This window comes from Mesorhizobium sp. M0496, from assembly GCF_040321205.1.
GTDB lineage: Bacteria > Pseudomonadota > Alphaproteobacteria > Rhizobiales > Rhizobiaceae > Mesorhizobium.
This window is the reverse complement of sequence record NZ_JAMYRC010000002.1, coordinates 216,976-239,786: the sequence shown is the minus strand read 5'-3', so window position 1 is coordinate 239,786 and position 22,811 is coordinate 216,976. Positions and strand designations below refer to the sequence as shown.

The 22,811-nt window shown below is 61.1% G+C and carries 24 protein-coding genes and 1 pseudogene; 18 read left to right on the top strand and 7 right to left on the bottom strand.

Annotated elements, in window-relative coordinates; all coding sequences use genetic code 11:
• Positions 1-60: 60 nt before the first annotated feature.
• Positions 61-1,083: a glycosyltransferase family 4 protein gene (locus NKI73_RS04340; RefSeq protein WP_352627619.1), complete on the top strand. Its 1,023-nt coding sequence runs from the start codon at positions 61-63 to the stop codon at positions 1,081-1,083.
• Here NKI73_RS04340 and NKI73_RS04335 read toward each other — a convergent pair.
• The 3 genes from NKI73_RS04335 to NKI73_RS04325 all read right to left on the bottom strand — a co-directional run bounded on the left by NKI73_RS04335 (position 1,080) and on the right by NKI73_RS04325 (position 2,612).
• Positions 1,080-1,439, bottom strand: coding sequence for a tRNA-binding protein (locus NKI73_RS04335; RefSeq protein ID WP_352627618.1), 360 nt, complete (start codon positions 1,437-1,439; stop codon positions 1,080-1,082). The two genes, NKI73_RS04340 and NKI73_RS04335, sit on opposite strands and share 4 nt — an antisense overlap.
• Positions 1,440-1,464: 25 nt before the next feature.
• Positions 1,465-1,965 (bottom strand): type III secretion system chaperone family protein, encoded by a 501-nt coding sequence (locus NKI73_RS04330; RefSeq protein WP_013893499.1) that lies wholly within the window; start codon positions 1,963-1,965, stop codon positions 1,465-1,467.
• A gap of 344 nt (positions 1,966-2,309) precedes the next feature.
• Complete coding sequence (locus NKI73_RS04325) at positions 2,310-2,612, bottom strand: accessory factor UbiK family protein (RefSeq protein WP_109659791.1); 303 nt, start codon at positions 2,610-2,612, stop codon at positions 2,310-2,312.
• Between the two features lie 162 nt (positions 2,613-2,774).
• Here NKI73_RS04325 and NKI73_RS04320 point away from each other — a divergent pair, with 162 nt between their 5' ends.
• From NKI73_RS04320 to NKI73_RS04285, 8 genes are all read left to right on the top strand, one after another.
• Positions 2,775-3,035 carry a type II toxin-antitoxin system ParD family antitoxin gene (locus tag NKI73_RS04320; protein ID WP_352627717.1) on the top strand — a complete coding sequence of 87 codons (261 nt, stop codon included), beginning with the start codon at positions 2,775-2,777 and terminating at the stop codon, positions 3,033-3,035.
• Positions 3,032-3,334, top strand: a complete 303-nt coding sequence (locus NKI73_RS04315) for a type II toxin-antitoxin system RelE/ParE family toxin (RefSeq protein WP_352627617.1) — start codon at positions 3,032-3,034, stop codon at positions 3,332-3,334. Before NKI73_RS04320 ends, NKI73_RS04315 begins: the two co-directional genes overlap by 4 nt.
• Positions 3,335-3,411: 77 nt before the next feature.
• Positions 3,412-4,266 carry a prolipoprotein diacylglyceryl transferase gene (gene lgt, locus NKI73_RS04310; RefSeq protein ID WP_352627616.1) on the top strand — a complete coding sequence of 285 codons (855 nt, stop codon included), beginning with the start codon at positions 3,412-3,414 and terminating at the stop codon, positions 4,264-4,266.
• Positions 4,263-5,351 carry a class I SAM-dependent methyltransferase gene (locus NKI73_RS04305; RefSeq protein WP_352627615.1) on the top strand — a complete coding sequence of 363 codons (1,089 nt, stop codon included), beginning with the start codon at positions 4,263-4,265 and terminating at the stop codon, positions 5,349-5,351. The genes lgt and NKI73_RS04305 overlap by 4 nt, the downstream gene beginning before the upstream one ends.
• Positions 5,352-5,477: 126 nt before the next feature.
• Positions 5,478-6,272, top strand: a complete 795-nt coding sequence (gene pgeF / locus NKI73_RS04300) for a peptidoglycan editing factor PgeF (protein ID WP_352627614.1) — start codon at positions 5,478-5,480, stop codon at positions 6,270-6,272.
• A complete protein-coding gene (locus tag NKI73_RS04295) occupies positions 6,272-7,423 on the top strand; it encodes a M24 family metallopeptidase (RefSeq protein ID WP_352627613.1) in 1,152 nt (383 codons plus the stop codon). Before pgeF ends, NKI73_RS04295 begins: the two co-directional genes overlap by 1 nt.
• A 43-nt stretch (positions 7,424-7,466) precedes the next feature.
• Positions 7,467-8,102, top strand: coding sequence for a hypothetical protein (locus NKI73_RS04290; RefSeq protein WP_352627612.1), 636 nt, complete (start codon positions 7,467-7,469; stop codon positions 8,100-8,102).
• Positions 8,103-8,338: 236 nt separating this feature from the next.
• Positions 8,339-9,274: a ribose-phosphate pyrophosphokinase gene (locus NKI73_RS04285; RefSeq protein WP_013530002.1), complete on the top strand. Its 936-nt coding sequence runs from the start codon at positions 8,339-8,341 to the stop codon at positions 9,272-9,274.
• A gap of 15 nt (positions 9,275-9,289) precedes the next feature.
• Here the strand turns inward: NKI73_RS04285 and NKI73_RS04280 are convergent, their stop codons facing one another.
• Positions 9,290-10,174: an AraC family transcriptional regulator gene (locus NKI73_RS04280; protein WP_352627611.1), complete on the bottom strand. Its 885-nt coding sequence runs from the start codon at positions 10,172-10,174 to the stop codon at positions 9,290-9,292.
• A 150-nt stretch (positions 10,175-10,324) separates the two neighbouring features.
• Between NKI73_RS04280 and NKI73_RS04275 the strand changes: the two genes are divergently transcribed.
• Positions 10,325-11,575 carry an MFS transporter gene (locus NKI73_RS04275; protein ID WP_352627610.1) on the top strand — a complete coding sequence of 417 codons (1,251 nt, stop codon included), beginning with the start codon at positions 10,325-10,327 and terminating at the stop codon, positions 11,573-11,575.
• A 62-nt stretch (positions 11,576-11,637) separates the two neighbouring features.
• Here the strand turns inward: NKI73_RS04275 and NKI73_RS04270 are convergent, their stop codons facing one another.
• Positions 11,638-12,495 (bottom strand): alpha/beta fold hydrolase, encoded by an 858-nt coding sequence (locus NKI73_RS04270; protein WP_352627609.1) that lies wholly within the window; start codon positions 12,493-12,495, stop codon positions 11,638-11,640.
• Positions 12,496-12,644: 149 nt separating this feature from the next.
• Between NKI73_RS04270 and NKI73_RS04265 the strand changes: the two genes are divergently transcribed.
• Positions 12,645-13,076, top strand: coding sequence for a MarR family winged helix-turn-helix transcriptional regulator (locus NKI73_RS04265; RefSeq protein WP_352627608.1), 432 nt, complete (start codon positions 12,645-12,647; stop codon positions 13,074-13,076).
• Positions 13,077-13,196: 120 nt separating this feature from the next.
• On the opposite strand, the gene NKI73_RS04260 is transcribed toward NKI73_RS04265, so the two are convergent.
• Positions 13,197-15,203 carry a putative bifunctional diguanylate cyclase/phosphodiesterase gene (locus NKI73_RS04260; protein WP_352627607.1) on the bottom strand — a complete coding sequence of 669 codons (2,007 nt, stop codon included), beginning with the start codon at positions 15,201-15,203 and terminating at the stop codon, positions 13,197-13,199.
• A 294-nt stretch (positions 15,204-15,497) separates the two neighbouring features.
• Between NKI73_RS04260 and NKI73_RS04255 the strand changes: the two genes are divergently transcribed.
• From NKI73_RS04255 to NKI73_RS04235, 5 genes are all read left to right on the top strand, one after another.
• Positions 15,498-16,532 (top strand): class I SAM-dependent methyltransferase, encoded by a 1,035-nt coding sequence (locus tag NKI73_RS04255; RefSeq protein WP_352627606.1) that lies wholly within the window; start codon positions 15,498-15,500, stop codon positions 16,530-16,532.
• A gap of 250 nt (positions 16,533-16,782) precedes the next feature.
• Positions 16,783-17,424, top strand: a complete 642-nt coding sequence (locus NKI73_RS04250) for a 50S ribosomal protein L25/general stress protein Ctc (RefSeq protein ID WP_352627605.1) — start codon at positions 16,783-16,785, stop codon at positions 17,422-17,424.
• 23 nt (positions 17,425-17,447) lie between these two features.
• Positions 17,448-18,173 carry an aminoacyl-tRNA hydrolase gene (pth, locus tag NKI73_RS04245; protein WP_352627604.1) on the top strand — a complete coding sequence of 242 codons (726 nt, stop codon included), beginning with the start codon at positions 17,448-17,450 and terminating at the stop codon, positions 18,171-18,173.
• A 91-nt stretch (positions 18,174-18,264) separates the two neighbouring features.
• Positions 18,265-19,368, top strand: coding sequence for a redox-regulated ATPase YchF (gene ychF / locus NKI73_RS04240; protein ID WP_023760727.1), 1,104 nt, complete (start codon positions 18,265-18,267; stop codon positions 19,366-19,368).
• A 179-nt stretch (positions 19,369-19,547) separates the two neighbouring features.
• Positions 19,548-20,300 carry a DUF5131 family protein gene (locus NKI73_RS04235; protein ID WP_352627603.1) on the top strand — a complete coding sequence of 251 codons (753 nt, stop codon included), beginning with the start codon at positions 19,548-19,550 and terminating at the stop codon, positions 20,298-20,300.
• On the opposite strand, the gene NKI73_RS04230 is transcribed toward NKI73_RS04235, so the two are convergent.
• Positions 20,255-21,169 (bottom strand): three-Cys-motif partner protein TcmP, encoded by a 915-nt coding sequence (locus NKI73_RS04230; protein ID WP_352627602.1) that lies wholly within the window; start codon positions 21,167-21,169, stop codon positions 20,255-20,257. The two genes, NKI73_RS04235 and NKI73_RS04230, sit on opposite strands and share 46 nt — an antisense overlap.
• Positions 21,170-21,262: 93 nt before the next feature.
• Between NKI73_RS04230 and NKI73_RS04225 the strand changes: the two are divergent.
• A pseudogene (locus NKI73_RS04225) lies at positions 21,263-21,574 on the top strand (DUF933 domain-containing protein); the annotation flags it as partial.
• Positions 21,575-21,797: 223 nt separating this feature from the next.
• On the top strand, positions 21,798-22,772 hold the full coding sequence (gene corA / locus NKI73_RS04220; protein ID WP_352627601.1) for a magnesium/cobalt transporter CorA: 975 nt from the start codon (positions 21,798-21,800) through the stop codon (positions 22,770-22,772).
• The last annotated feature ends 39 nt before the right edge of the window (positions 22,773-22,811 follow it).

The following is a 22,811-nucleotide window of genomic DNA, read 5'->3' as shown; positions in this document are numbered from 1 at the left end:
CTGGTCGCCGTTCCGGCATCGTCTCAAGGCAACCGTCGACCTTTCCTGCAAAGGGCCGCCATGCGCATATTGATGGTCACCGACGCCTGGCGCCCGCAGGTCAACGGCGTCGTCCACACGCTGGAGCGGCTCACCGAAACGCTGAAATCCTTCGATGTCGCGGTGGATTTCCTGACACCCAACATCTTTCACACCCTGCCCTTGCCGACCTATCCCGACATAAGGCTGGCGCTGACCACGCCCGGCCATGTCGCGCGCCTGATCGAAGCCGGCAAGGCGGACCATATCCACATCGTCACCGAGGGTCCGCTCGGCATCATGGCGCGGCGCTATTGCCGCAATGCCGGCCGGCCGTTCACCACCAGCTATCACACACGTTTTCCCGAATATCTCAGCGCCCGCCTGCCGGTGCCGGAGAGCTGGGCCTATCGCTGGCTGCGCGATTTCCACAATTCCGGCCAAGGCACGCTGGTCGCCACCCAGTCGCTCGCCGACGACCTTTCGGCGCGCGGCTTCAACAAGCTGAGGCCGTGGACACGCGGCGTCGACACCGACCATTTCCGGCCGGACAAGAAGAAGGATCTCGGCTTCCCCGGACCGGTCTTCCTCTGCGTCGGCCGCGTCGCCATCGAAAAAAACCTGAGCGCCTTCCTCGACCTCGACTTGCCCGGCAGCAAGGTGGTCGTCGGCGAGGGTCCGGAGTTTGCCAGGCTCAAGGCAAAGTACCCACAGGCGCATTTCCTAGGCCACCGCCCCAATGACGAACTGGCCGAGATCTACGCCTCGGCCGACGTCTTCGTCTTCCCCAGCCGCACCGACACGTTCGGCAACGTCATCATCGAGGCGCTTGCCAGCGGCACGCCGGTCGCCGCCTATCCGGTGACCGGACCGATCGACATCGTCGGCGACGGTTTTGGCGGCGCGGTTTCGAACGACCTGCGCGAGGCAGCGCTCGCCGCGCTCAACGTCGACCGCGCCGAGGCGCGCGAACGCGCCATGCGCTACAGCTGGAAAGCCTGCGCGGAAATGTTTCTCGACACGGTCGAGGAAGCACTGGGAACGACGCGGAAGCTGGCGGCCTAAAACAACCTGCCGCCGTCCGGCACCCTGCGCTCGATAGCGCCAAGCACCACGGCGCCCTCTTCGTCGGGAAAGCCGAGCGTCAGCACCTCCGACATGAACGGGCCGATCTGGCGCGGCGGGAAATTGACCACCGCGAACACCTGCCGGCCGATCAGCGTTTCGGGCGTATAGTATTTGGTGATCTGCGCCGACGATTTCTTGATGCCGATGCCGGCGCCGAAATCGATCTTCAGCTTGAATGCCGGCTTGCGCGCCTGCGGAAAAGGTTCGGCTTCGACGATCGTGCCGGCGCGGATGTCGACACGATCGAAATCGGCAAAACTGATCTCGGGCTTAAGCGCGCTGCTCGAACTCATCTCTGTCTTGTCTGCCTGCTGTGGTTCAGGCGTTGCCATAGGTCTCGAACAACACGCCGGCCAGCGCGTCCTTGGCCGAGGTTCCGGACCAGACGACGAATTGGAAGGCCTGGAAATAGCATTCGCAGGCTTCCAGCGCCGACGACAGCAAGACTTCGACCTGCTGGCTCGACGGCTCGACTCCACCGGCCAGCAGCAGCGACTGACGGAACATGATCGCGCCCTCCTGCTCCCAGAGGTCGAAATGGCCAAACAGCATCTGTTCGTTGATCAGCGACAGCAGCCGCATCACTTCCAGCGCGCGGGTCTCCGGCACCTTGATGTCGAAGGCACAGGCCAGGTGCAGCGCCTCGAAATCCTCCATCCACGAGAAGGAGACGTGATAGTCGGTCCAGCTTCCGGCAACCGAGATCGAAATCTCGTCGTCGCCGGCCCGCTCGAAGGACCAGTCGTTGTTGTGGGCCACCTGCTCGATAACATCCACCGGATGGATTTCGCGGGAGAATTCGAGTTCGAGAAGTTCCATGGAATGCTTCCTGTCGTTCTGTACGAGCGCCGCCACACGCTCCGCGGGAGGGCACACACAACGAACAATCTTGTCTAGAACTCGGACGGCCAGGACTTTCTTCGCGCAAAGAGCACTTCTCGACACAAAGACCCCAGACCGGACCCCACCGCCCGGCCGCATGACCCTGCTCCGAATCATGCAACAAATTCAGTCTATTGATCGGGAGTCGCGTGAACAGCCCAATTTTTCGCACTGCGTCATTCGCATGTGGAAAGCCGCTGTCACAAAGATTCATGCAATGCCGTTAAGCGATTCACGGCAAAGCGCTTTTCAGGATCGGGCTATGTGGAAAAGTTTAACGATTATTTTTTTGCGCGGGGCTTGGCCGCCGCCGCCGGTGCGGCGTCGCCGGCCAGTTCGGCAAGCTTCGCCTCGAGCGCCTCGATGCGGGCGGCAAGGCGGGTGTTTTCTTCCCGAGCCTTGGCGGCCATCTCGCGCGCGGCTTCGAACTCCTCGCGCTGCACCACATCCATGGTGTTGAGAATGCGCTCGGCCTGCCCTTTGAAGGCGGTCTCCACCTCACGGCGCACGCCCTGGGCGGCCCCGGCGGCATCGGTCATCAGCTTCGCGAATTCATCGAGAATGCGGTTCGGTCCGGTCGACATGGCAAATCCTCGCTTGCTCAAATTGACGTAGTGGCGCTGCGCGCGGAATGCAAGAACGTTGGAGCCTGCTGCGGCATCACGTCGGATCCACCCTTTATCCAAACACTGGCAAATCCGGTCAATAACTATTATTGTTTGGAGCAGTTTCGCAGGAGCACCGACATGGCCATTAGCGCAGACTTAGGCACCCGTCTCGAAGACATCGTCAACCAGCTTGTCAGCACCGGTCGCTATAATTCGAAGAGCGAAGTGCTGCGCGAAGGCGTGCGCCTTGTCGAAGAGCGGGAGAAGCGCCTTGCCGCTCTCGATGCAGCTCTCGCCAAAGGCATTTCGGATGCTGATGCCGGGAGGGTGAAGTCCGCAGACGAGGTGCTTGACCGACTGGAGGCCAGATACAGAGCGATGGCAGAAAAGAGCAAGTGAAGCGGCTGGTCTTCACCAATCAGGCGGAGGCAGACCTTGAAGCCATTGGCGACCATATCGCACTGGAGAGCCCGTTTCGTGCTGCGACATTCATCCAGGAATTGCGCCACGATTGTGTCGAGTTGCGTGCCATGCCTGAACGGTATTCACTCTTCGAGCGGCATCGATCCTCAGGCATTCGGCGACGCGTCCACGGCAACTATCTGATTTTCTATCGCGTTAGCGCTGAAACCGTGGAGATATTGCACGTCCTGCATGGCGCGATGGACCTCGGGGCAATCCTGTTCCCCGACGACTGACGGCAACCCCTTGCCTTGACCCTGCCAAAACCCTGCCGCATGGTCCGCCAAACGCGATCGCAACCAAGAGTTCCCATTTGAACGAATATTTCCTGCTGCCGCTGGCCTCCTTGCCCTTCCCCAACATCAACCCGATCCTCATCCAGATCGGGCCGCTGGCGGTGCATTGGTACGGCGTCGGTTACATCGTCGGCATCCTGTTTGCCTGGTGGTATGCCAAGCGGCTTGCCGCCAATGCCAAGCTGTGGCCGAACGGCGTCCTGCCGATGAAACCGGAGGACCTCGACGATTTCATCGTCTGGGCGGCCATCGGTGTCGTGCTCGGCGGCCGCACCGGCTATGTGCTGTTCTACGATTTGGCGCGCTATATCGCTCACCCGCTCGACATCTTTGCGGTCTGGCAAGGCGGCATGTCGTTCCATGGCGGCTTGCTTGGCGTCATCCTCGCCATGACGCTGTTTTCCATCAAGCGCGGCATCCGCACATGGTCGCTGTTTGACATCGTGGCCGCCGGCGTGCCGGTCGGCCTTGGCCTGGTGCGCGTCGCCAACTTCATCAATTCCGAGCTGTGGGGCCGGCCAACCGACGTGCCCTGGGCGTTCGAATTCCCCAATGGCGGCCCGTTTGCCCGCCACCCGAGCCAGCTCTACGAGGCCCTGCTCGAGGGCGTGGTGCTGTTCCTCGTGCTGCGCATCCTCACCCATTCGCGCCTCAAGCTGAAGACGCCGCGCTTCGTCGGCGGCGCTTTCATCTGCGGCTATGGCCTGTCGCGCATCTTCGTGGAATTCTTCCGCGAGCCCGACCAGCAGCTCGGCTATCTCCTCGGCACCAACTGGCTGACCATGGGCATGATCCTGTCGACGCCGATGGTGCTGGCCGGCATCTGGGCGATGCTGACCGCCAAGCCGGTGGCGCAGCCGCAGCCGGCATGACACCGCTGAAAACCCGCATCGTCGACCTGATCGAGGCACTGGGGCCTCTTCCCGTCAACGAATACATGGCTCTGTGCCTGTTCGACCCGCAGGACGGTTATTATATGACGCGCGAGCCCTTCGGTGCGGCCGGCGACTTCATTACCGCACCCGAGATCAGCCAGATGTTCGGCGAACTGGTCGCTGTGTGGATGTACCAGGCCTGGCTGGCGAGCGGCCGGCCGCTGCCGGCCGTCATCGCCGAGATCGGCCCTGGGCGCGGCACGCTGATGAAGGACATGCTGCGCACGCTGTCGCGGCTTGATCCCGATCTGGCCAACGGCGCCACATTCGCCATGATCGAGACCAGCCCGCGTCTGGCCGAGGTGCAGCAACAGACGCTTGGCGTCACACCCTTTGCGATTGGCTGGCACGAAACCATCGACAGCTTGCCGCAACAGCCGCTGTTCATCATCGGCAACGAACTGTTCGACGCCGTGCCCGTCCGTCAGTTCGTCCGCGCCGGCGCCGGCTGGCGCGAGCGCATGGTCGGCCTCGATGACACCAACGCGCTGCGCTTCTTCGCCGGTGCCGGCTCGGTTGACCCGACGCTGCTGCCCGCCGATGCCGCTGACGCGCCGCAAGGTGCGATCGTCGAAGTGGCACCGGCCCGTACAGCACTGATGGCAGCCATCGCCGAGCGCATAGCCCGCCATGGCGGCGCCGGGCTATTCCTCGACTATGGCCATCTCCAGCCGGGTGTCGGCGACACGCTGCAGGCCTTGCGCGGCCACAATCACGAAGATGTGCTGGCCAACCCCGGCGAGACCGACCTGACCACCCATGTCGATTTCGCCGCCCTTGCCGCAACCGTGCGCGCGCACGGCCTTGACGCCCATCTGTCGACGCAGGGCGATTTCCTGCTCGGCATGGGTATCCTCGAGCGCGCCGGCCGGCTTGGCGCCGATGCCTCCCAGGCCGCGCGCGACAAGATCACTGAGGCCGTCGAGCGCCTCGCCGGCCCGCAAGCCATGGGCGAACTGTTCAAGGTGCTTGCGGTGCTGCCGCACGGCGTGGGGGTTCGGCCCTTTGCCACGGCGGATTGACTTTTCACCGCCGCCCCTCCCAATCTCTCGTCTGGCAAAAAGAGCGGCCCGACCGCCAGCCCCGCCTTCTTCTCAACGAAGCACCTTCTTCTTGACGAAACCGCCTACACGGACAACAACGCCCGCATGCTGAATCAGACCAAACCGGATCCCGTTCGGTCGCCGCTGCTGGACAAGGCGCAGGCACAAGGCATCCGCCACGGCTATTTCACCCGCGTCGGCGGTGTCTCCAGGGGCATCTATCAGGGCCTCAACATCGGCACCGGATCGAATGACGACCAGGCGCTGGTGGCCGAGAACCGCGGCCGTGTCGCCGCCTGGATGGGTGTACCGGCAACCCATCTGTTGACCGCCTGGCAGATCCATTCGCCCGATGTCATCATCGCCCGGGAGCCCTTTGCGGGCGAGCGCCCCAAGGCCGACGCCATCGTCACCGACCGGCCCGGCATCGCCATCGGCGCCTCGACCGCCGATTGCGGCCCGGTGCTGTTCGCGGATGCGCAGGCGCGCGTCATCGGCGCCGCACATGCCGGTTGGAAAGGCGCTTTCACAGGCGTGCTCGAAAACACCATCCTCGCCATGGAAAGCCTCGGCGCCCGTAGCGAAAACATTGTTGCCGTGCTCGGTCCCTCGATCGGCCCTGATAACTATGAGGTCGGGCCGGAATTCGTTGCCCGCTTTGTCGAGGCCGACGCCGAAAATAACAGCTATTTCGCGCCTTCGGCCAATGCCGGCCATGCGATGTTCGACCTCAACCGCTACACGGTCGACCGGCTGACCAAGGCCGGAGTGACAGCCGAGGGCCTCGGCCGCTGCACTTATGCCGAGGAAGATCTGTTTTACTCCTACCGGCGCACCACGCACCGCAAGGAGCCCGATTATGGCCGGCAGGTTTCGGCAATCGTTTTGGAGAGACAATAATGGCGCTGCATTTTGAACGATCCGAATTCGACGCGCGGCGCGACCGGCTGATGATCGAGATGGCCGAGAAGAAGCTCGACGCCATCCTGCTGTTCGCGCAGGAGAGCATGTACTGGCTGACCGGCTACGACACGTTCGGCTTCTGCTTCTTCCAGTGCCTGGTGGTGAAGGCCGATGGTTCGATGGTGCTTCTGACCCGCTCGGCCGATCTGCGTCAGGCGCGCCAGACCTCGATCATCGACAACATCGTTCTGTGGACCGACCGCAACGGCGCCAATCCGGCGGTCGACCTGCGCAATCTGCTCAACGAGCTCGACCTGCTCGGCGCCCGCATAGGCGTCGAATACGACACTCATGGCCTGACCGCCTTCAACGGCCGCCGCTTGGATGAGCAGTTGCAGACCTTCGGCCAGATCGCCGATGCATCCGGCATTGTCGGCCGGCTGCGCCTGTTCAAGAGCCCGGCCGAGATCACCAAGGCCGAGAAAGCCGCCAATCTCTCCGACGACGCGCTCGATGCGGCCTTGCCGCTGATCAAGCAGGGCGGCGACGAAGCCCTGATCCTGGCCGCCATGCAGGGCGCGATCTTCGCCGGCGGCGGCGATTATCCGGCCAACGAGTTCATCATCGGTTCCGGCGTCGACGCGCTGCTGTGCCGCTACAAGGCCGGCCGCCGCAAGCTCACCAAGAACGACCAGCTGACGCTCGAATGGGCCGGCGTCTTCAACCACTACCATGCGCCGATGATGCGCACGGTGCTGACCGGCAAGGTCTCGAAGCGCCATCAGGAGCTGTTCGACGCGGCCCGCGCTGCTCTTCTGGCCGTCGAGAAGGCGATGACGCCGGGCAACAGCTTCGGCGACGTGTTCGATGCCCATGCCCGCACCATGGAGGCACACGGCCTGACCAAGCACCGGCTAAACGCCTGCGGCTACTCGGTCGGCGCCCGCTTCACGCCGTCCTGGATGGACATGCCGATGTTCTACCAGGGCAACCCCGAACCGATCGCGCCGAACATGACGCTGTTCGCCCACATGATCATCATGGATTCCGACACCGAGACGGCAATGACGCTTGGCCGCACCTACCTGACCACCGAATCCCAGCCGAAGCCCCTGTCCCGCCATGATCTCGACTTGATCGTACAGTGAATCCATAATGGGAGGCGTTCTTCGCCAAGGAGTTAGAAGGCAAATGAGACGATCGCATGTGACGACCGTGTCATTGCTTGTGGCATTGGCTCTTGGCGCCTGCACCAACGCAAAGGACGTGCTCGAACCGTCGGCGATCACCCCGCCGGCGACATCGGCACAGACGCAGCCCGCCACGCCGGGCAACGCGGCAACAGCGGTTCCGGCACCGGCCCCGCCTGCCACCAGCACGGCGAGCGCTCCAGCAACCACCACCACACCGGTCACATCAGCCCAAAGCGCTGCCATCCTGTCGAAGACCCGCCTGCAGATCGCGCCGATCGTCGGCGCGTCGGTGGAAGCCGCGACACCGCTGACGGCGGAGTTGCAGACCCGCGCCAGGCAGCGCGGCATTACATTGGCCGGCAGCGCTGACGCAGCCGCGACCCATGTGCTTAAAGGCTATTTCTCGACGATGTCGGAAGGCGCGGACACCACAGTCATCTATGTCTGGGACGTTTATGATCCGGCCGGCAACCGCCTGCACCGCATCAACGGCCAACAGAAGGCGCCTTCGGTCAATTCCGGCGGCAGCGGGGGCGGCGACAGCTGGAAGGCGGTCTCACCGGCCACCATGCAGGCGATCGCCGACCAGACGATCGACCAATTCGCGGCCTGGCTTGGCGGCAAGGCTGGCTAGGGGCATCGGACCAAAAGTGGAAACGGTCTTGGGAAAATCCGATGCCCAAACGAGAGGAGGAGCAGCGGAAGTCCGCTGCTTCCTGTTGCCTGCCGGCGAAGGCGCGGAGCTTTCTTGAGTTTAGCCGGCGGATTCCCGATCTCGGCGCTTGCAATACCGGCGCGGGCCGCTAAAAGCCCGGTTAAAGGGCGCAAGCGAGTCCGTCAGGGCTTTCCATCCTCCACCAGGAACGGTGCATGAAACTCTTCGCGGGCAATTCCAACAGGGTGCTGGCCGAAGCGGTCGCCCGGTACCTCAACGTCCCGCTGGGCAAGGCTACTGTCAGGCGCTTCGCCGATCAGGAAATCTTCGTCGAAATCCAGGAAAATGTGCGCGGCGAGGATGTCTTCATCCTGCAGTCGACATCGTTCCCGACCAACGATCACCTGATGGAACTGCTCATCATGATCGATGCCTTCATGCGCTCGTCGGCCAAGCGCATCACGGCGGTGATCCCGTATTTCGGCTACGCCAGGCAGGATCGCCGCGCCTCCGGCCGCACTCCGATCTCGGCCAAGCTGGTCGCCAACATGATCACCCGCGCCGGCGTCGACCGCGTCTTGACGCTCGACCTGCATGCCGGCCAGATCCAGGGCTTCTTCGACATCCCGACCGACAATTTGTTTTCCGTGCCGGTCATGGCCCGCGACGTGAAGGCAAAATACAAGCAACTCGGCAACGTCGTGGTGGTATCGCCCGATATTGGCGGCGTGGTACGGGCTCGCGCGCTTGCCAAGCGCTTCGATGCACAGCTCGCCATCGTCGACAAGCGCCGCGAGCGTCCCGGTGAATCGGAAGTCATGAACATCATCGGCGCGGTCGCCGGCAAGGATTGCCTGCTGATCGACGACATCGTCGATTCCGGCGGCACGCTGTGCAACGCCGCCGATGCGCTGCTGGCCAACGGCGCCACCAGCGTCACCGCCTATATCACGCACGGCGTGCTGTCGGGCGGTGCGGTTGCCCGCATCAGCGGCTCGAAATTGCAGGAACTGGTGATCACCGATTCCATCCAGCCGACGCAAGGCGTGCTCGACGCTCCCAACATCCGCGTCATCTCGATCGCCGATCTGATGGGCGAAGCCATCTCGCGCACGGCGACCGAGGAATCGGTGTCGAGCCTCTTCGACTAAGACCGATACCTGACCTTACGGCGCAGGACTCTCCAATCGAACCGGGCCAATCAGGCGGCGAGCGACTTCGACGCTTTCGCGTGCGCCACGCATATAGCCACGCGGCGACGCGCCCAGCATGCGTTTGAACATGGTGATGAAGGCCGGCACACTGTCATAGCCAAGATCGAGCGCCACCCTGGTGATCGGTTCGCCATCGGCCAGCCGCGGCAGCGCCGCGAACAGGCAGGCTTGCTGGCGCCATGTCGACAGCGACAGGCCGGTCTGGCGCTGGAAGGCGCGGGTGAAGGAGCGGCGGCTCATGCCGGCGGCATCAGCCCACTCGTCGATCGTCGCGTGCGGCGAAGGTGCGGCGACGAAGCGCCGGCATAGCGCCGACAGCCTGGGATCGGACGGAAACGGCAAGCCGAGCGGCCGTTCCGGCAGAGTCGGGATTTCGTGCAGCAGCAGTTTCATGATCAACCCGCCGCGCCCTTCCAGCTCGCCGCCCTGTGGCAGCTTTTCCGATTCCACGATCAGGCTGTGCATCAGGTCGGTGACGCCGACGACGCGCAAGCCTTCGGGCAGCCCGGGGATCGCCTGCGGCATGACATAGACCGAACGCATCGAGACATCGCCCAGCATCTCGACGGAATGCTCGGTGCCGGCTGGAATCCACATCGCGTGGTCGGGCGGCACCATCCAGCGCCCGTAGCGCGTCGTCACCAGCACCACGCCAACCAGCGCATGCAGCAGCTGGCTGCGGCTGTGGCGGTGTTGCGGCACACGGTAACCGTCCGGATATTCGGTCGGCAGCGCCACCGCCGGCCCGGCCACTTGCTCCAGCCACTGCCAGCGGCTCTCGTGCAACTGACCGAGACTGGCATTGCCAGCGTGAAAGACCTCTTTGCCGTGCGGCATCCTGTATGGCCCACTTGCGAAACTATTGGACCAAAGCACGAAAGAAGTCGTGCGGCAAGCGGCTTATAAGGCACAGTCCTTAAGGGCGGCCGCAGGAGCGTCCGTCTACTGCCTGCGGGCGTGCCCGCCAAAAAGACCACGGAGCCTACCTTGACCGATACGACAGCCGCCAGCGTCGCCCCACCGGCGAGCGCCAGTCACGCTTCAGCCCAGGCGACGGCCTTCACCGTCATCCTGGCGGTGAGCTTCTGCCACTGCATCAACGACATCATGCAGTCGCTGCTATCGGCCATCTATCCCCTGCTGAAAGAGAACTACGGCCTCGACTTCTGGCAGATCGGCCTCCTGACCTTCACCTTCCAGGTGACCGCATCGCTGCTGCAGCCGGTGATCGGCATGATCACCGACAAGCGGCCGATGCCCTATTCGCTGCCCTACGGCATGGCGTCATCGCTGATCGGCCTGGTCGTGCTCGCCTATGCCGGGCATTATTCGCTGCTCCTGATCGGTGCCTCGCTGATCGGTATCGGTTCGGCGATCTTCCACCCGGAATCCTCGCGCATCGCCCGCTTCGCCTCCGGCGGCCGTTTCGGCCTGGCGCAGTCGCTGTTCCAGGTCGGCGGCAATTTCGGCCAGTCCATGGGACCGCTGCTGGCCGCCTTCATCGTCGTGCCCTTCGGCCAGACCAGCATATCCTGGTTCGCCGTCGGCTCGCTGATCGGCATCATCGTTTTGTGGCAGGTCGGCGGCTGGTACAGCCGGCTGCGCGCCGCACAGGGCAACCGCAAGACGGCGAGCTTCGTCTCGCCCTTCCCGCGCCGCAAGGTGATGTGGGCACTGGCGGTGCTGACGCTGCTGGTGCTGACCAAGAACGCCTACATCGCCAGCCTCGCCAGCTACTACACCTTCTATTCCATCCATAAGTTCGGCGTTTCGGTGCAGATGTCGCAGGTCATGCTGTTCCTGTTCCTCGGCGCCTCGGCGCTGGGCATCCTGCTCGGCGGCCCGTTCGGCGACCGCTATGGACAGAAGGCGATGATCTGGTTCTCCATCGTCGGCGTGCTGCCCTTCACGCTCGCCCTGCCCTACGCCAATATGGAATGGACGATGGTGCTGACGGTGCTGATCGGCCTGATCCTATCGTCGGCCTTCTCCAACATCGTCGTCTTCGCCCAGGAACTGGTGCCGGGACGTGTCGGCATGATCGCCGGCATCTTCTTTGGCTTCGCCTTCGGCATGGGCGGCATCGCGGCTGCCGTGCTTGGCGTCGTCGCCGACATGAAGGGCATCGATTATGTCTTCCAGATCTGCTCGTATCTGCCGCTGCTTGGGCTGCTGACGGTGTTCTTGCCGAACATGAAGGAAGCCAGGAAGGCTCAGGCGGCCGCTGCAACCCGCTAGACCTGAACCGGGCGAGAAAGCCACCCGCCCGATGGCGGGTGGCTTTTTTCTTCGAAAATATTCTAGGCCTTGAAGAAGGCCAAGAGGTCGGCATTGATGACATCGGCATGGGTCGTCGCCATGCCATGCGGGAAGCCCTTGTAGACCTTGAGCTCGCCCTTCTTGAGCAGCTTGATCGTCAGCAATGCCGAGTCGGCGATGGGAACGATCTGGTCGTCGTCGCCATGCATGACCAGCACCGGCACGTCGATCGCCTTCAGATCCTCGGTAAAGTCGGTCTCCGAGAAGGCCTTGATGCAGTCGTAGTGCGCCTTGGTGCCGCCCATCATGCCTTGGCGCCACCAATTGTCGATGATCCCTTGCGAGACCTCCGCGCCCGGACGGTTGAACCCATAGAACGGACCGGCCGGAACATCGCGGAAGAACTGGGCGCGGTTGGCTGCCTGGGCAGAACGGAAGCCATCGAAGACCTCGATCGGCAGGCCGCCGGGATTGGATGCGGTCTTGAGCATGATCGGCGGCACCGCGCCGATCAGCACCGCCTTGGCGACACGGCCCTCGGCGCCGTATTTGGCGACATAGCGCGCCACTTCGCCGCCGCCGGTCGAATGGCCGATATGGATGGCGTTCTTGAGGTTCAGATGGGCGGCGAGTTCCGCGACATCGGCGGCGTAGGTGTCCATCTCATTGCCGATATCCGTCTGGGTCGAGCGGCCGTGACCGCGGCGGTCATGGGCAATGACCCGGTAGCCTTGTGCCAGGAAGAACAGCATCTGCGCGTCCCAATCGTCGCTGCTCAACGGCCAGCCGTGATGGAAGACAACAGGCTGCCCGGTGCCCCAGTCCTTGTAGTAGATCTGCGTTCCGTCCTTGGTGGTGATCGTGCCGCTGCCGGAGCTGGGCTTGGTCTGCGAGGTCATCTCAATCTCCGTTCTGTTGTTTCGCGATAAACAATATCGCGATAACGATATTGCTAACGCAGCCTGAAATCCTTGTCCACAAAAATATGTATCGCGATATTATTTTTCGTGGTAGGCAATTAACGATCAGTCGGCAAAAGGAATGCGCCGTGCCTCTCCCGTTGGACAATCAACTCTGTTTCACGCTCTACGCCACCAGCATGGCGATCAATCGTACCTACAAGCCGATGCTGGACAAGATGGGGATCACATACCCGCAGTACCTGGTGCTCAACGCGCTGGCGGAAGCCGACGGTATGTCGGTCGGCACGGTCGCCCACAGGCTCGCTTTGGAATCGAGCACCGTCACGCCGTTGGTAAAGCGGATGGAGCAGGCTGGCCTGGTGACCCGCCAGCGCAGCCAGGTCGATGAGCGCCAGGTGCAGGTCGATCTAACCGCCGCAGGGCGCGCGCTGCTGGTCCAGTGCAACTGCCTGAACGAGACCTTGATCGAGCGCTCGGGCATGACGCTGAGCGAGCTCGATGCGCTGAACCAGCAAATCCAGGCGCTGCGCAATGCCTTGAGCGGCAATCAGGAGTAGCCGAGCCCAGCCATCTACATCGCTGAAGCCGGAGGGATCCTGCGCAGCGGCTTCAGATCGCGCGGTGGCGGAGCGCCAAAGAAATGCCCCCAAGCCACGGTGCCACCGCCCGCATCGTCATCATGCGGACTTAAGCACGGTGAATGACCGTTTGCGCATGGACCGCTTTGCCTGAAAACTGACGGCGGGAGCGGGGCGGCCGACATGGAAGCCCTGGATCTTGTCTATGCCGAATTCGCGCATAAGGGTCATCTGTTCGTCGGTTTCCACCCCTTCGACCAGGATCTTGTGGCCGCGATTTCGAACCAGGGTGATAATGTCCTGGAGCATTGCCTTGCCGCTCGGGGCGCTGCAGTCGTGCAGAAACGAACGGTCGATCTTCACCGTATCGAAATCGATCAGACGAAGCCACGAAAGGCCCGCGAAGCCCGTCCCAAAGTCATCGAGCCATATCTTGATCCCGAGCAGCTTCAGGTCGCTGATGCAGCGCAGTATGTCCGAATGCATCTCCATCTCCAGTCCTTCGGTGATTTCGAAGGCCAGCCTGCTGCCGGCGACGCCGGTCTCGCCCAGAATGGTCGCGACAGACGTTGCGAAACCGGGCGTCTTGAGCTGGATTGGAGAGACGTTGACACTGACGACACGAACGTGGTCGTCCGCCAGGAGTTCGGCGCACACTGTCCTTATTGCCCAGCGCCCGAGTTCCAGGATAGCGCCTGTTCGTTCCGCGACGGGAATGAACAGGCTCGGCGGAACCGATGTGCCATCCAGCATTTTGAGGCGCATCAGAGCCTCTACGGCTTCAACCCGGTCCGTTTTGATATCCTGGATAGGTTGATAAACGAGTGAAACGAGGTTCTGGCCGATAGCGATCTTCAGCAAAGCCGCAATGTTCTCACTCTCGTCGCTGCTCTGGGGATCGGTTGGGTCGAAAAGCCGGGCACAGTTTCGGCCACCGGCTTTTGCCAGATAGAGCGCGCGATCGGCCTCGTGAATGATCTTCTCCAGCTTGGCGCCGGTCTGCGTCCTGGTGAATGCAGCGCCAACGCTCACCGTCACGATCGAGACGCCGTCGCGCCGCAGTTCGTGGGTAAGCGCCAGATTCTCCACCGTGCTGCAAATGGCTTCCGCGATATCCAGGATCTGCTCTTTTTTCTCCATGCGAGCCAGGACGATGAACTCTTCACCACCATAGCGGCCGATGGAGCCATTATACTGCTTGATCATATCGCTAAGCGCATTGGCGACATGGATCAGGCAGCGGTCGCCTTCTTGATGGCCGTAGCAGTCATTGAACTTTTTGAAGAAGTCCACGTCGATGAGGATCGCCCCAAAACTGGTGCCAACCTTTTGCCAGTCACTCCAGTAATCCCGCAGCTTCTCGTCGATCGCCCGCCGGTTCTCCAGGCCCGTAAGCGGATCGGTCCGCGACAATCTCAGCAGGGCCTTACCGCGTTCAGTCGCCTCGTTGTGCTGAATTTTGGCTTCCAGGGCGTTCAGGAAGACGTTGTAGCGTTCCTCATTCAGTTTCCAGTTCACATATGAGGTGAATGTGAAACAAGAAACGTAGAAAGCTCCAAATACCATTTTGTATGTTATGGTAGAAGGCACGAAATAGTTTACGATATAAAGTATACATAGAATTATTGCAGAAGTTACTATCGAAAGTCTAAAATTGAACGTGAAGAAAAGATTGGCACTCATCATGAAGATAGTGCCGAAGACCATATAGTAGGAGACGCTTTCCTTGTCCGCACCGAAAACAGCAGGGCACAGCCAACCGACATAGCCAAAGATGATGGCTCCGGCGCATGTCACGTCGAGCCATTGCGTTGCGACACCCCGGCGAAGCTGTTCTTCCAGGATCAAAAGCGCGGTCAGTCCGACCGCGAAGCGCGCCGTGATCGTATAGACGGCCACATCTGGAATCAGCAGCAGATCCGTTGCCGAAAACAAGAGATAGATGACAACGGCGATCCAAAGCCCTGGCCGGGCATCCCCCCTCCGCGTCGCGTGAGCTTCCGTGCGGTAAAGGGCGCGGAGTTCGTCCGCCCCCAGTTCGTAACGCTGTTCGTACGGTTCCGTGTGAGCACTATCGGCCAACGCGGATGACGCGTGATCGTTCATCACAGCAAACCCCGTTTGATGGGGATTTTCGGCACCGAACTCATTTCTAGTTTCTGCCCCCACGCAGGCCGACTCCCTGGGACGCGACAGCGATTGCGACGCTACGCATACAAATGCAATCGCGCAGGACAAGTTTCCGTTAACTCGAACCTGGAATCCGACCCGGAAGATGTGCAATGAATAAAGATAGTTAGCGGGAAATTAATCATACCGCTAAAATGCGCTCGGGACGTCATTGGCAAATGGAGCATTCTACGCAATAAGTTAACTGACTGTTAACTATGGAGTGATGGCGTGCAGACCGTTCTTGATGGCAAAAGCTTGATTACTGCCGAGATGCTGGCCGGCAGCCTCCCTCGAGGGAAGCTCGAGCATCATGGCGAAGCGTTCGAAACCGCTCGCGCGGAGCTGGCGCTCATTCTCCACGCGACACACCAGCAAGTCGAACAGAGCAAGGATCCCGCCGAAATCGTTGGGCGCCTGCTCTCCTACTTAAGCGCGCTGCGTTCCAAGGTTCATCCCGACGTTTGGCATGCATTGATACCGGTGGCGCAGAACCACCCGATCCTGAAGTACTTTCTCGAGGATCCGCTGACCCACTGGTCCTTCACCAAGCCCCGGGGCTATTCCGGCGACGCGCAGTTGCTCGACTACATCTATTGTGATCCCCACGTGGCAGAGAGCGTGGCGAGCGCCTCGGAGATCGGCAAAGCCCTTTACAGCCACACCCAGAACGTACCGTCATGCGTCGCTGCACGGGAACGACGCGATCTCTTGACCCGATATGTCGATGAGATCGCGGCCAAGAACGGACCCCAAACCGAGGTCCTGGCGATAGCGGCCGGCCATTTGCGGGAGGCCAATCGCTCGGTCGCCCTGGCGGAGGGCCGTCTCAAGCGTTGGGTTGCGCTCGACCAGGATCCCCAGAGCGTCGGGCTGATCGCGCGCGACTTCCAGGGCACCGCGGTCGAGGCCATCGACGGCTCGGTGCGAACCGTGCTGACGAGAGGCCACAAACTGGGCAAGTTCGACTTCGTCTACGCCTCCGGCCTCTACGACTACCTCGCCCATAACGTCGCCGTGAAGCTCACGAAGACGTGCCTGCAGATGTTGAAGCCGAACGGGACATTCCTGTTTGCGAACTACGCCGAGGGCACCCCTGACGCCGGATACCGGGAGACGTTCATGGACTGGGTGTTGCTGCTGCGGTCGGAGGTCGATATGTGGAACATCGTCAATGCCAGCGTCGACCGCAACGCCGTCGACGCGCAGGTGTTCTTTGGCGAGAACCGCAACGTGCTCTATGCCGTCATCGAAAAGCGCGGATAATCGCCGCCCCGGACCGCGCGCCGGCGGGCGAGCCTTTGGCTTGCACCCCCGGCCGCCTTCGGCTATAGAGCCGCCACCCGCGTAGACACCCTTGGAGGCAACGCGGCGGAAGGCCGCCTTCCCGCATGATCCCGAAAAGTGGATTCCGGTTTTCGGACCAGATCATGCATGGGTATGTCGGCTTTCGACGTTTACGGTCCAGGCACTCTGCTAACCGTGAGCGCTCCAGAACAAACCGAAAGGAAATGCCATGAGCCACGACACTTACGAGCTCAAGGCCGAAGCACGCGAACAGGTCGGTAAGGGGTCCGCCCGTGCAGTTCGCCGCAACGGTAAAGTGCCTGCAGTAATCTATGGTGACAAGCAGCCTCCCCTGGCTATCGCACTCACCTACAAGGACATCTACTACAAGATCCATGGCGGCGGGTTTCTGACCACGATCGCCACGATCGATGTCGACGGCAAGAAGATCCAGGTCCTGCCGAAGGACTTCCAGCTCGACCCGGTCAAGGATTTCCCTGTCCATGTCGACTTCCTGCGCATCGGCAAGGACACCCAGGTCAATGTCGACGTGCCTGTCCACTTCATCAATGAAGAGAAGTCGCCCGGCATCAAGCGCGGCGGTGTGCTCAACATCGTGCGTCACGAAGTCGAGTTCCACTGCCCGGCCAATGCGATCCCGGAATTCATCACCGTCGATCTCACCGGCGCCAACATTGGCGACTCGATCCACATCTCGGCGGTCAAGCTGCCGGCCGGTGTGAAGCCTGTGATCTCCGACCGCGACTTCACCATCGCGACCATTGCCGGTTCGTCGGCGATGAAGCCGGAGACGGAAGAGACGGCTGAAGTGGCTGCACCCGAAGCGGCTCCTGCCGCCGAAGAGAAGTAACTCTTTCCCGCCCGGAGCAGACGATGCTTGTCTTTGCAGGCCTCGGCAATCCGGGCGCGAAATATGCCAACAACCGTCACAATGTCGGTTTCATGGCAGCGGACGCAATCGCCCGCCGCCATTCCTTTTCACCCTGGTCGAAGAAATTCCAGGGCCTGATTTCAGAAGGCACGCTTGGCGGCGAAAAGATCGTCCTGATCAAGCCGCAAACCTTCATGAACCTGTCCGGCCAGTCCGTCGGCGAAGCACTGCGCTTCTACAAGCTTGAGCTTTCCGCACTCACCGTCTTCTATGACGAGATCGACCTTGCCGAAGGCAAGCTGCGCATAAAGACCGGCGGCGGTGCCGGCGGCCATAACGGCATTCGCTCGATCGACGGCCATGTCGGCAACGCCTATCGCCGCGTGCGCATCGGCGTCGGCCATCCCGGCGTCAAGGAAATGGTCCAGCATCATGTGCTTGGCGATTTCGACAAGGTCGATCGCGAATGGCTGGAACCGCTGCTCGATGCGATCGCCGACAATGCCGCCATGATCGTCAAGGGCGACGAATCCGGCTTCATGAACAAGGCCAGTCTCGCCGTCCAGGGCAAGGCCGGCGCCGAACCGGAAAAGCCGGCGCAGAAGCAGCAGGGCTCAAAGCAGCAGAGCCACATCCGCCAGGCCCGCCCGCAACAGGCGCCCGCCAAGCTGCCGGAATCCGGCCCGATGGCCGCGATGCTGAAGAAGCTGTTCGGCGGCAAGGACTGAGCAGGATCGGCGCCGCAGGGCTTGACGTTGATCACCCCGATCGCCCATAGCCCTGATCAAATTTCTATTTTCCCGATAGGACCGGACAAAAATGGGTTTCAAATGCGGCATCGTTGGCTTGCCCAACGTCGGCAAGTCGACGCTTTTCAATGCGTTGACCAGGACGGCGGCGGCGCAGGCCGCCAACTATCCGTTCTGCACCATCGAACCGAACACCGGCGAGGTGGCGGTGCCTGATCCGCGCCTGCAGAAGATCGCGGCGATCGGCAAGTCGAAAGAGATCATCCCGACCCGCATCTCCTTCGTCGACATTGCCGGCCTGGTGCGCGGCGCCTCGAAGGGCGAAGGGCTGGGCAACCAGTTCCTCGCCAACATCCGCGAGGTCGACGCCATCGTGCATGTGCTGCGCTGTTTCGAGGACGACGACATCACCCATGTCGAAGGCCGCATCGACCCTGTTGCCGACGCCGAGACGGTCGAAACCGAGCTGATGCTCGCCGACCTCGACAGCCTCGAGCGCCGCATCGTGCAATTCCGCAAGCGCGCCGGCAGCAAGGACAAGGAAGCGACCACCGTGCTGCCGATGATGGAGGCAGCGCTCGAACTGCTGCAGGCCGGCAAGCCGACCCGCATCCTGCTCAAGGGCATCTCGGCGGAAGATCTGCGCATCCTGCAGGGGCTGAACCTTCTGACCTCGCACCCCGTGCTCTACGTCTGCAATGTCGCCGAGGCAGACGCCGCCACCGGCAACGAGCACACCAGCGCCGTGGAAAAGATGGCCGCCGCGCAGGGCGCGGGCACCGTGGTGATCTCGGCAGCGATCGAGGCGGAAGTCGCCCAGCTCTCGGACGAGGAAGAGATGGAATTCCTGTCCTCGCTGGGCCTCGACGAACCCGGCCTGAACAAGGTCATCCGCGCCGGCTACGATCTGTTGCATCTGATCACCTATTTCACCGTCGGGCCGAAGGAGACGCGCGCCTGGACCATCCACAAGGGCGACAAGGCCCCCCAGGCGGCCGGTGTGATCCACACCGACTTCGAACGCGGCTTCATCCGCGCCCAGACCATCGCCTACAATGATTTCATCACGCTTGGCGGCGAAGTGGCGGCCAAGGAAGCCGGCAAGGCGCGTGACGAAGGCAAGGAATATGTCGTCCAGGACGGCGACATCCTGCTGTTCAAGTTCAACACCTGATGGCAGCAGCACGTTCAAACTGAGTGCTTGGGAAGCCACTGCCTGCCCGCTCTGTAGACATCCATAAAGTGAACAATTTCAATCTGAAGATAAATTCCATTATGTGAACAAATTCCTATTCCATTTCTTAATGGCGCATTTACCCTGTTCGGGCACTGTCTCGTCGCGAGGGAAACTATATGGCCGACACATCTATCGAATGGACAGACGCGACCTGGAATCCGGTCGCCGGCTGCACGATTCTTACCGCTGGATGCACTAATTGCTATGCCATGCGTATGGCGGCGCGACTGGAAGCCATGGGCGTCGAGAAGTACGCCGGCCTTACCCGTAAAACTGGTGGCCGCTCAAAATGGACGGGAAAGATAAACCTAGATCGTGCCTCGCTTCTTATTCCGGCCACATGGTCCAAGCCTCGCCGTGTCTTCGTCAATTCAATGTCCGATTTGTTCCATGCCGATGTGCCGCCAGAATTTATCCGTGACGTGTGGAATATCATGGAGGAAACGCAACGTCACACATATCAAATCCTGACGAAGCGCCCTGACCGAATGGCCGATATTTTGTTAAAGGAAGACTTCAAGGTGCTTCCCAACGTTTGGCTAGGGACAAGCGTTGAGGATGGTCGAGTGCTTCATCGTATTGATGAGCTTCGGTTGGTGCCCGCAGCAATCAGGTTCGTTTCCTACGAACCGTTGATTGGATCGGTTGCGGGTGCCAGGTTGGAAGGCATTCATTGGGCAATCGTTGGTGGTGAAAGTGGCCCGAACGCGCGACCAATGGATCCGAAGTGGATCGATGAGATTTTCGATCAATGCACGGACTCCGACGCTACCTTCTTCTTCAAGCAGTGGGGCGGCAAGAATAAGAAAGCAGCAGGTCGGACCTATCGTGAGCGCACATGGGACGCCATGCCGGAACTGAGAATATGATCTCCGAAACGTTTGGCCAAACGAACTGCCGCGTCTGACGGGTTAGCTATAGCAAAGAACAGGGAAAACCGCTGAGGCTTCTGAACAGGCGGCAGAGGAAACGGGTCTAAAACCAGCGGGAAAATCTCCTTTAGTCGGTTTTTCACATATGCCTCCAAGCCGGCTACGTCAGCGTTGCGTTGACGAATCTCGGGTTTCTCTAAGCCTTCCAAAAAATCATTGGGCGCCTGCACGGTGCTGTACAATTCGTCTTCCCAAGCAGATGTTCCGAGCATTCTCGTCAAGGCACGACGCTTGACTTCGTCGACAGCACTAATGTTTCGTGCTGCTTGACGATATAGACCCGAGAGCGGAAAAAGATACCAGACGTCGATGGCTTTTGTATCAGCGATTGCCTTGAGAGTATCCCATTCAACTTCCATTCCATAGGGATCCAAGAACATTACCGCTCGCGTCTGCCTCCAGCCATCCCACTTGATCTCGTCTTGGATCAATCGGTTGGCATCGCCATTTAGCACGGTAATGTCCCGCCCTTTGTAGATGTCGCGCAACGCTTCCAATGCTTCACAATGCTCATGGCTATGATCCATGAACACAAACCGGTCGAATCCAGGTGTAATATCAAGGGCAATACGGGCCGAGCCGCGGCGTGTTTCCGTTCTAGCAGGAGCGGGCGCATCGAAAAGATCGCCATCGCGAGCCTCGACCCTAACGGTCCGCGACCCTGTTCCCGCGAAAGCATCAATATACCAGAGTTGAGAAAACTTCCCTCGAAGTGCGGCAGTGTAAGCCTTCAGATATTTCTCAACCAACTCCAGTTTTATTTCTGTATGCTGACCACCAAATTCGTGATCTGTACCTGTCGTCATTTTATCCCCCAAAGCCCAGAAAATAAAACGCCGAAAATAGCAAACTGTCTAGCGATCGAGTAACGAATTGAGTAACGACAAGGCGGGCACTCGCTCGACGAGCCCGGCCTGAACAAGGTCATCCGCGCCGGCTACGATCTGTTGCATCTGATCACCTATTTCACCGTCGGGCCGAAGGAGACGCGCGCCTGGACCATCCACAAGGGCGACAAGGCCCCCCAGGCGGCCGGTGTGATCCACACCGACTTCGAACGCGGCTTCATCCGCGCCCAGACCATCGCCTACAATGATTTCATCACGCTTGGCGGCGAAGTGGCCGCCAAGGAAGCCGGCAAGGCGCGTGACGAAGGCAAGGAATACGTCGTCCAGGACGGCGACATCCTGCTGTTCAAGTTCAACACCTGACGCCTCAAGCGGCCGGGTATCCAAAACATCCCGGCGAGCTTTTTTCTCGACGAGTTCTTCCGAGCGGCCGACGCCCATCCGCCGGGCAGCCGCTTGTCTTGATTTTGTCATGCCACAGGTCTAAGCGGCAGGCGCGAGGTCGGCGCTGGCGCCGAGAACCGTGCAATCCGACACGACGCGTCAATCCGAACGCACCCTTTAATCCAACAAGGGAGACCCGGCGATGATCAAGGCCTTCGTCGTGGACAATGACCGCCTGCGCGCCGTCGACGATCTCTTGGCAAACAGCGATAGTGTCGTCTGGGCCGATTTGCTCAACCCGACCAAGGAAGAGGAAGCGGCGATCGAGACCTGGCTCGGCGTTGCCATTCCGACGCGCGAGGAGATGGAGGAGATCGAGATTTCGAGCCGCCTCTACGTCGAGGACGGCGCCTACTTCATGACCGCCACCTTGCCCGCCCAGACCGAAATCGACGATCCCCTGATGTCGCCGGTCACCTTCGTGCTGGCCGGGACCAGGCTGATCACCGTGCGCTATCACGAACCGAAGGCCTTCAAGACTTTTCCGCAGCGCGCCGAGAAGGTGGCGACCGGCTGCACCAGCGGCGACACCATCCTGATCGGGCTGCTGGAGGCGATCGTCGACCGTCTCGCCGATATTCTGGAACGCGCCGGCCGCGACATCGAGACGATCTCGCGCGACATCTTCGAGGCGCGGTCGACCAAGGTCTCCAAGCGCAACCGCGACTTCCAGGAGCTGCTAAAAGCCATCGGCCGCAAGGAGGACATCGCCTCCTCGATCCGCGACAGCTTGATCTCGCTGCAGCGCCTGGCCGGCTTTTTCGCCCATGCCTCGACCCGCACCAAGATGAGCAAGGACACCAAGGCGCGCATCAAGACGCTGTCGCGCGACGTGCTGTCGCTCGCCGACCACGCCACCTTCCTGTCGCAGAAGATTTCCTTCCTGCTCGACGCGACGCTTGGCATGATCTCGATCGAGCAGAACGCCATCATCAAGATCTTCTCGGTTGCCGCCGTCATCTTCCTGCCGCCGACGCTGGTCGCCTCGATCTACGGCATGAACTTCGACGTCATCCCCGAGCTCAAATGGGAACTGGGCTATCCCTTCGCGATTGCCATGATGGTGTTGTCGGCGATCCTGCCGTTCTGGTATTTCCGTCGCCGCGGCTGGCTCTGATCCGCCCGCCAAAGGCCATGCAGCCACGACTTGGCGCTA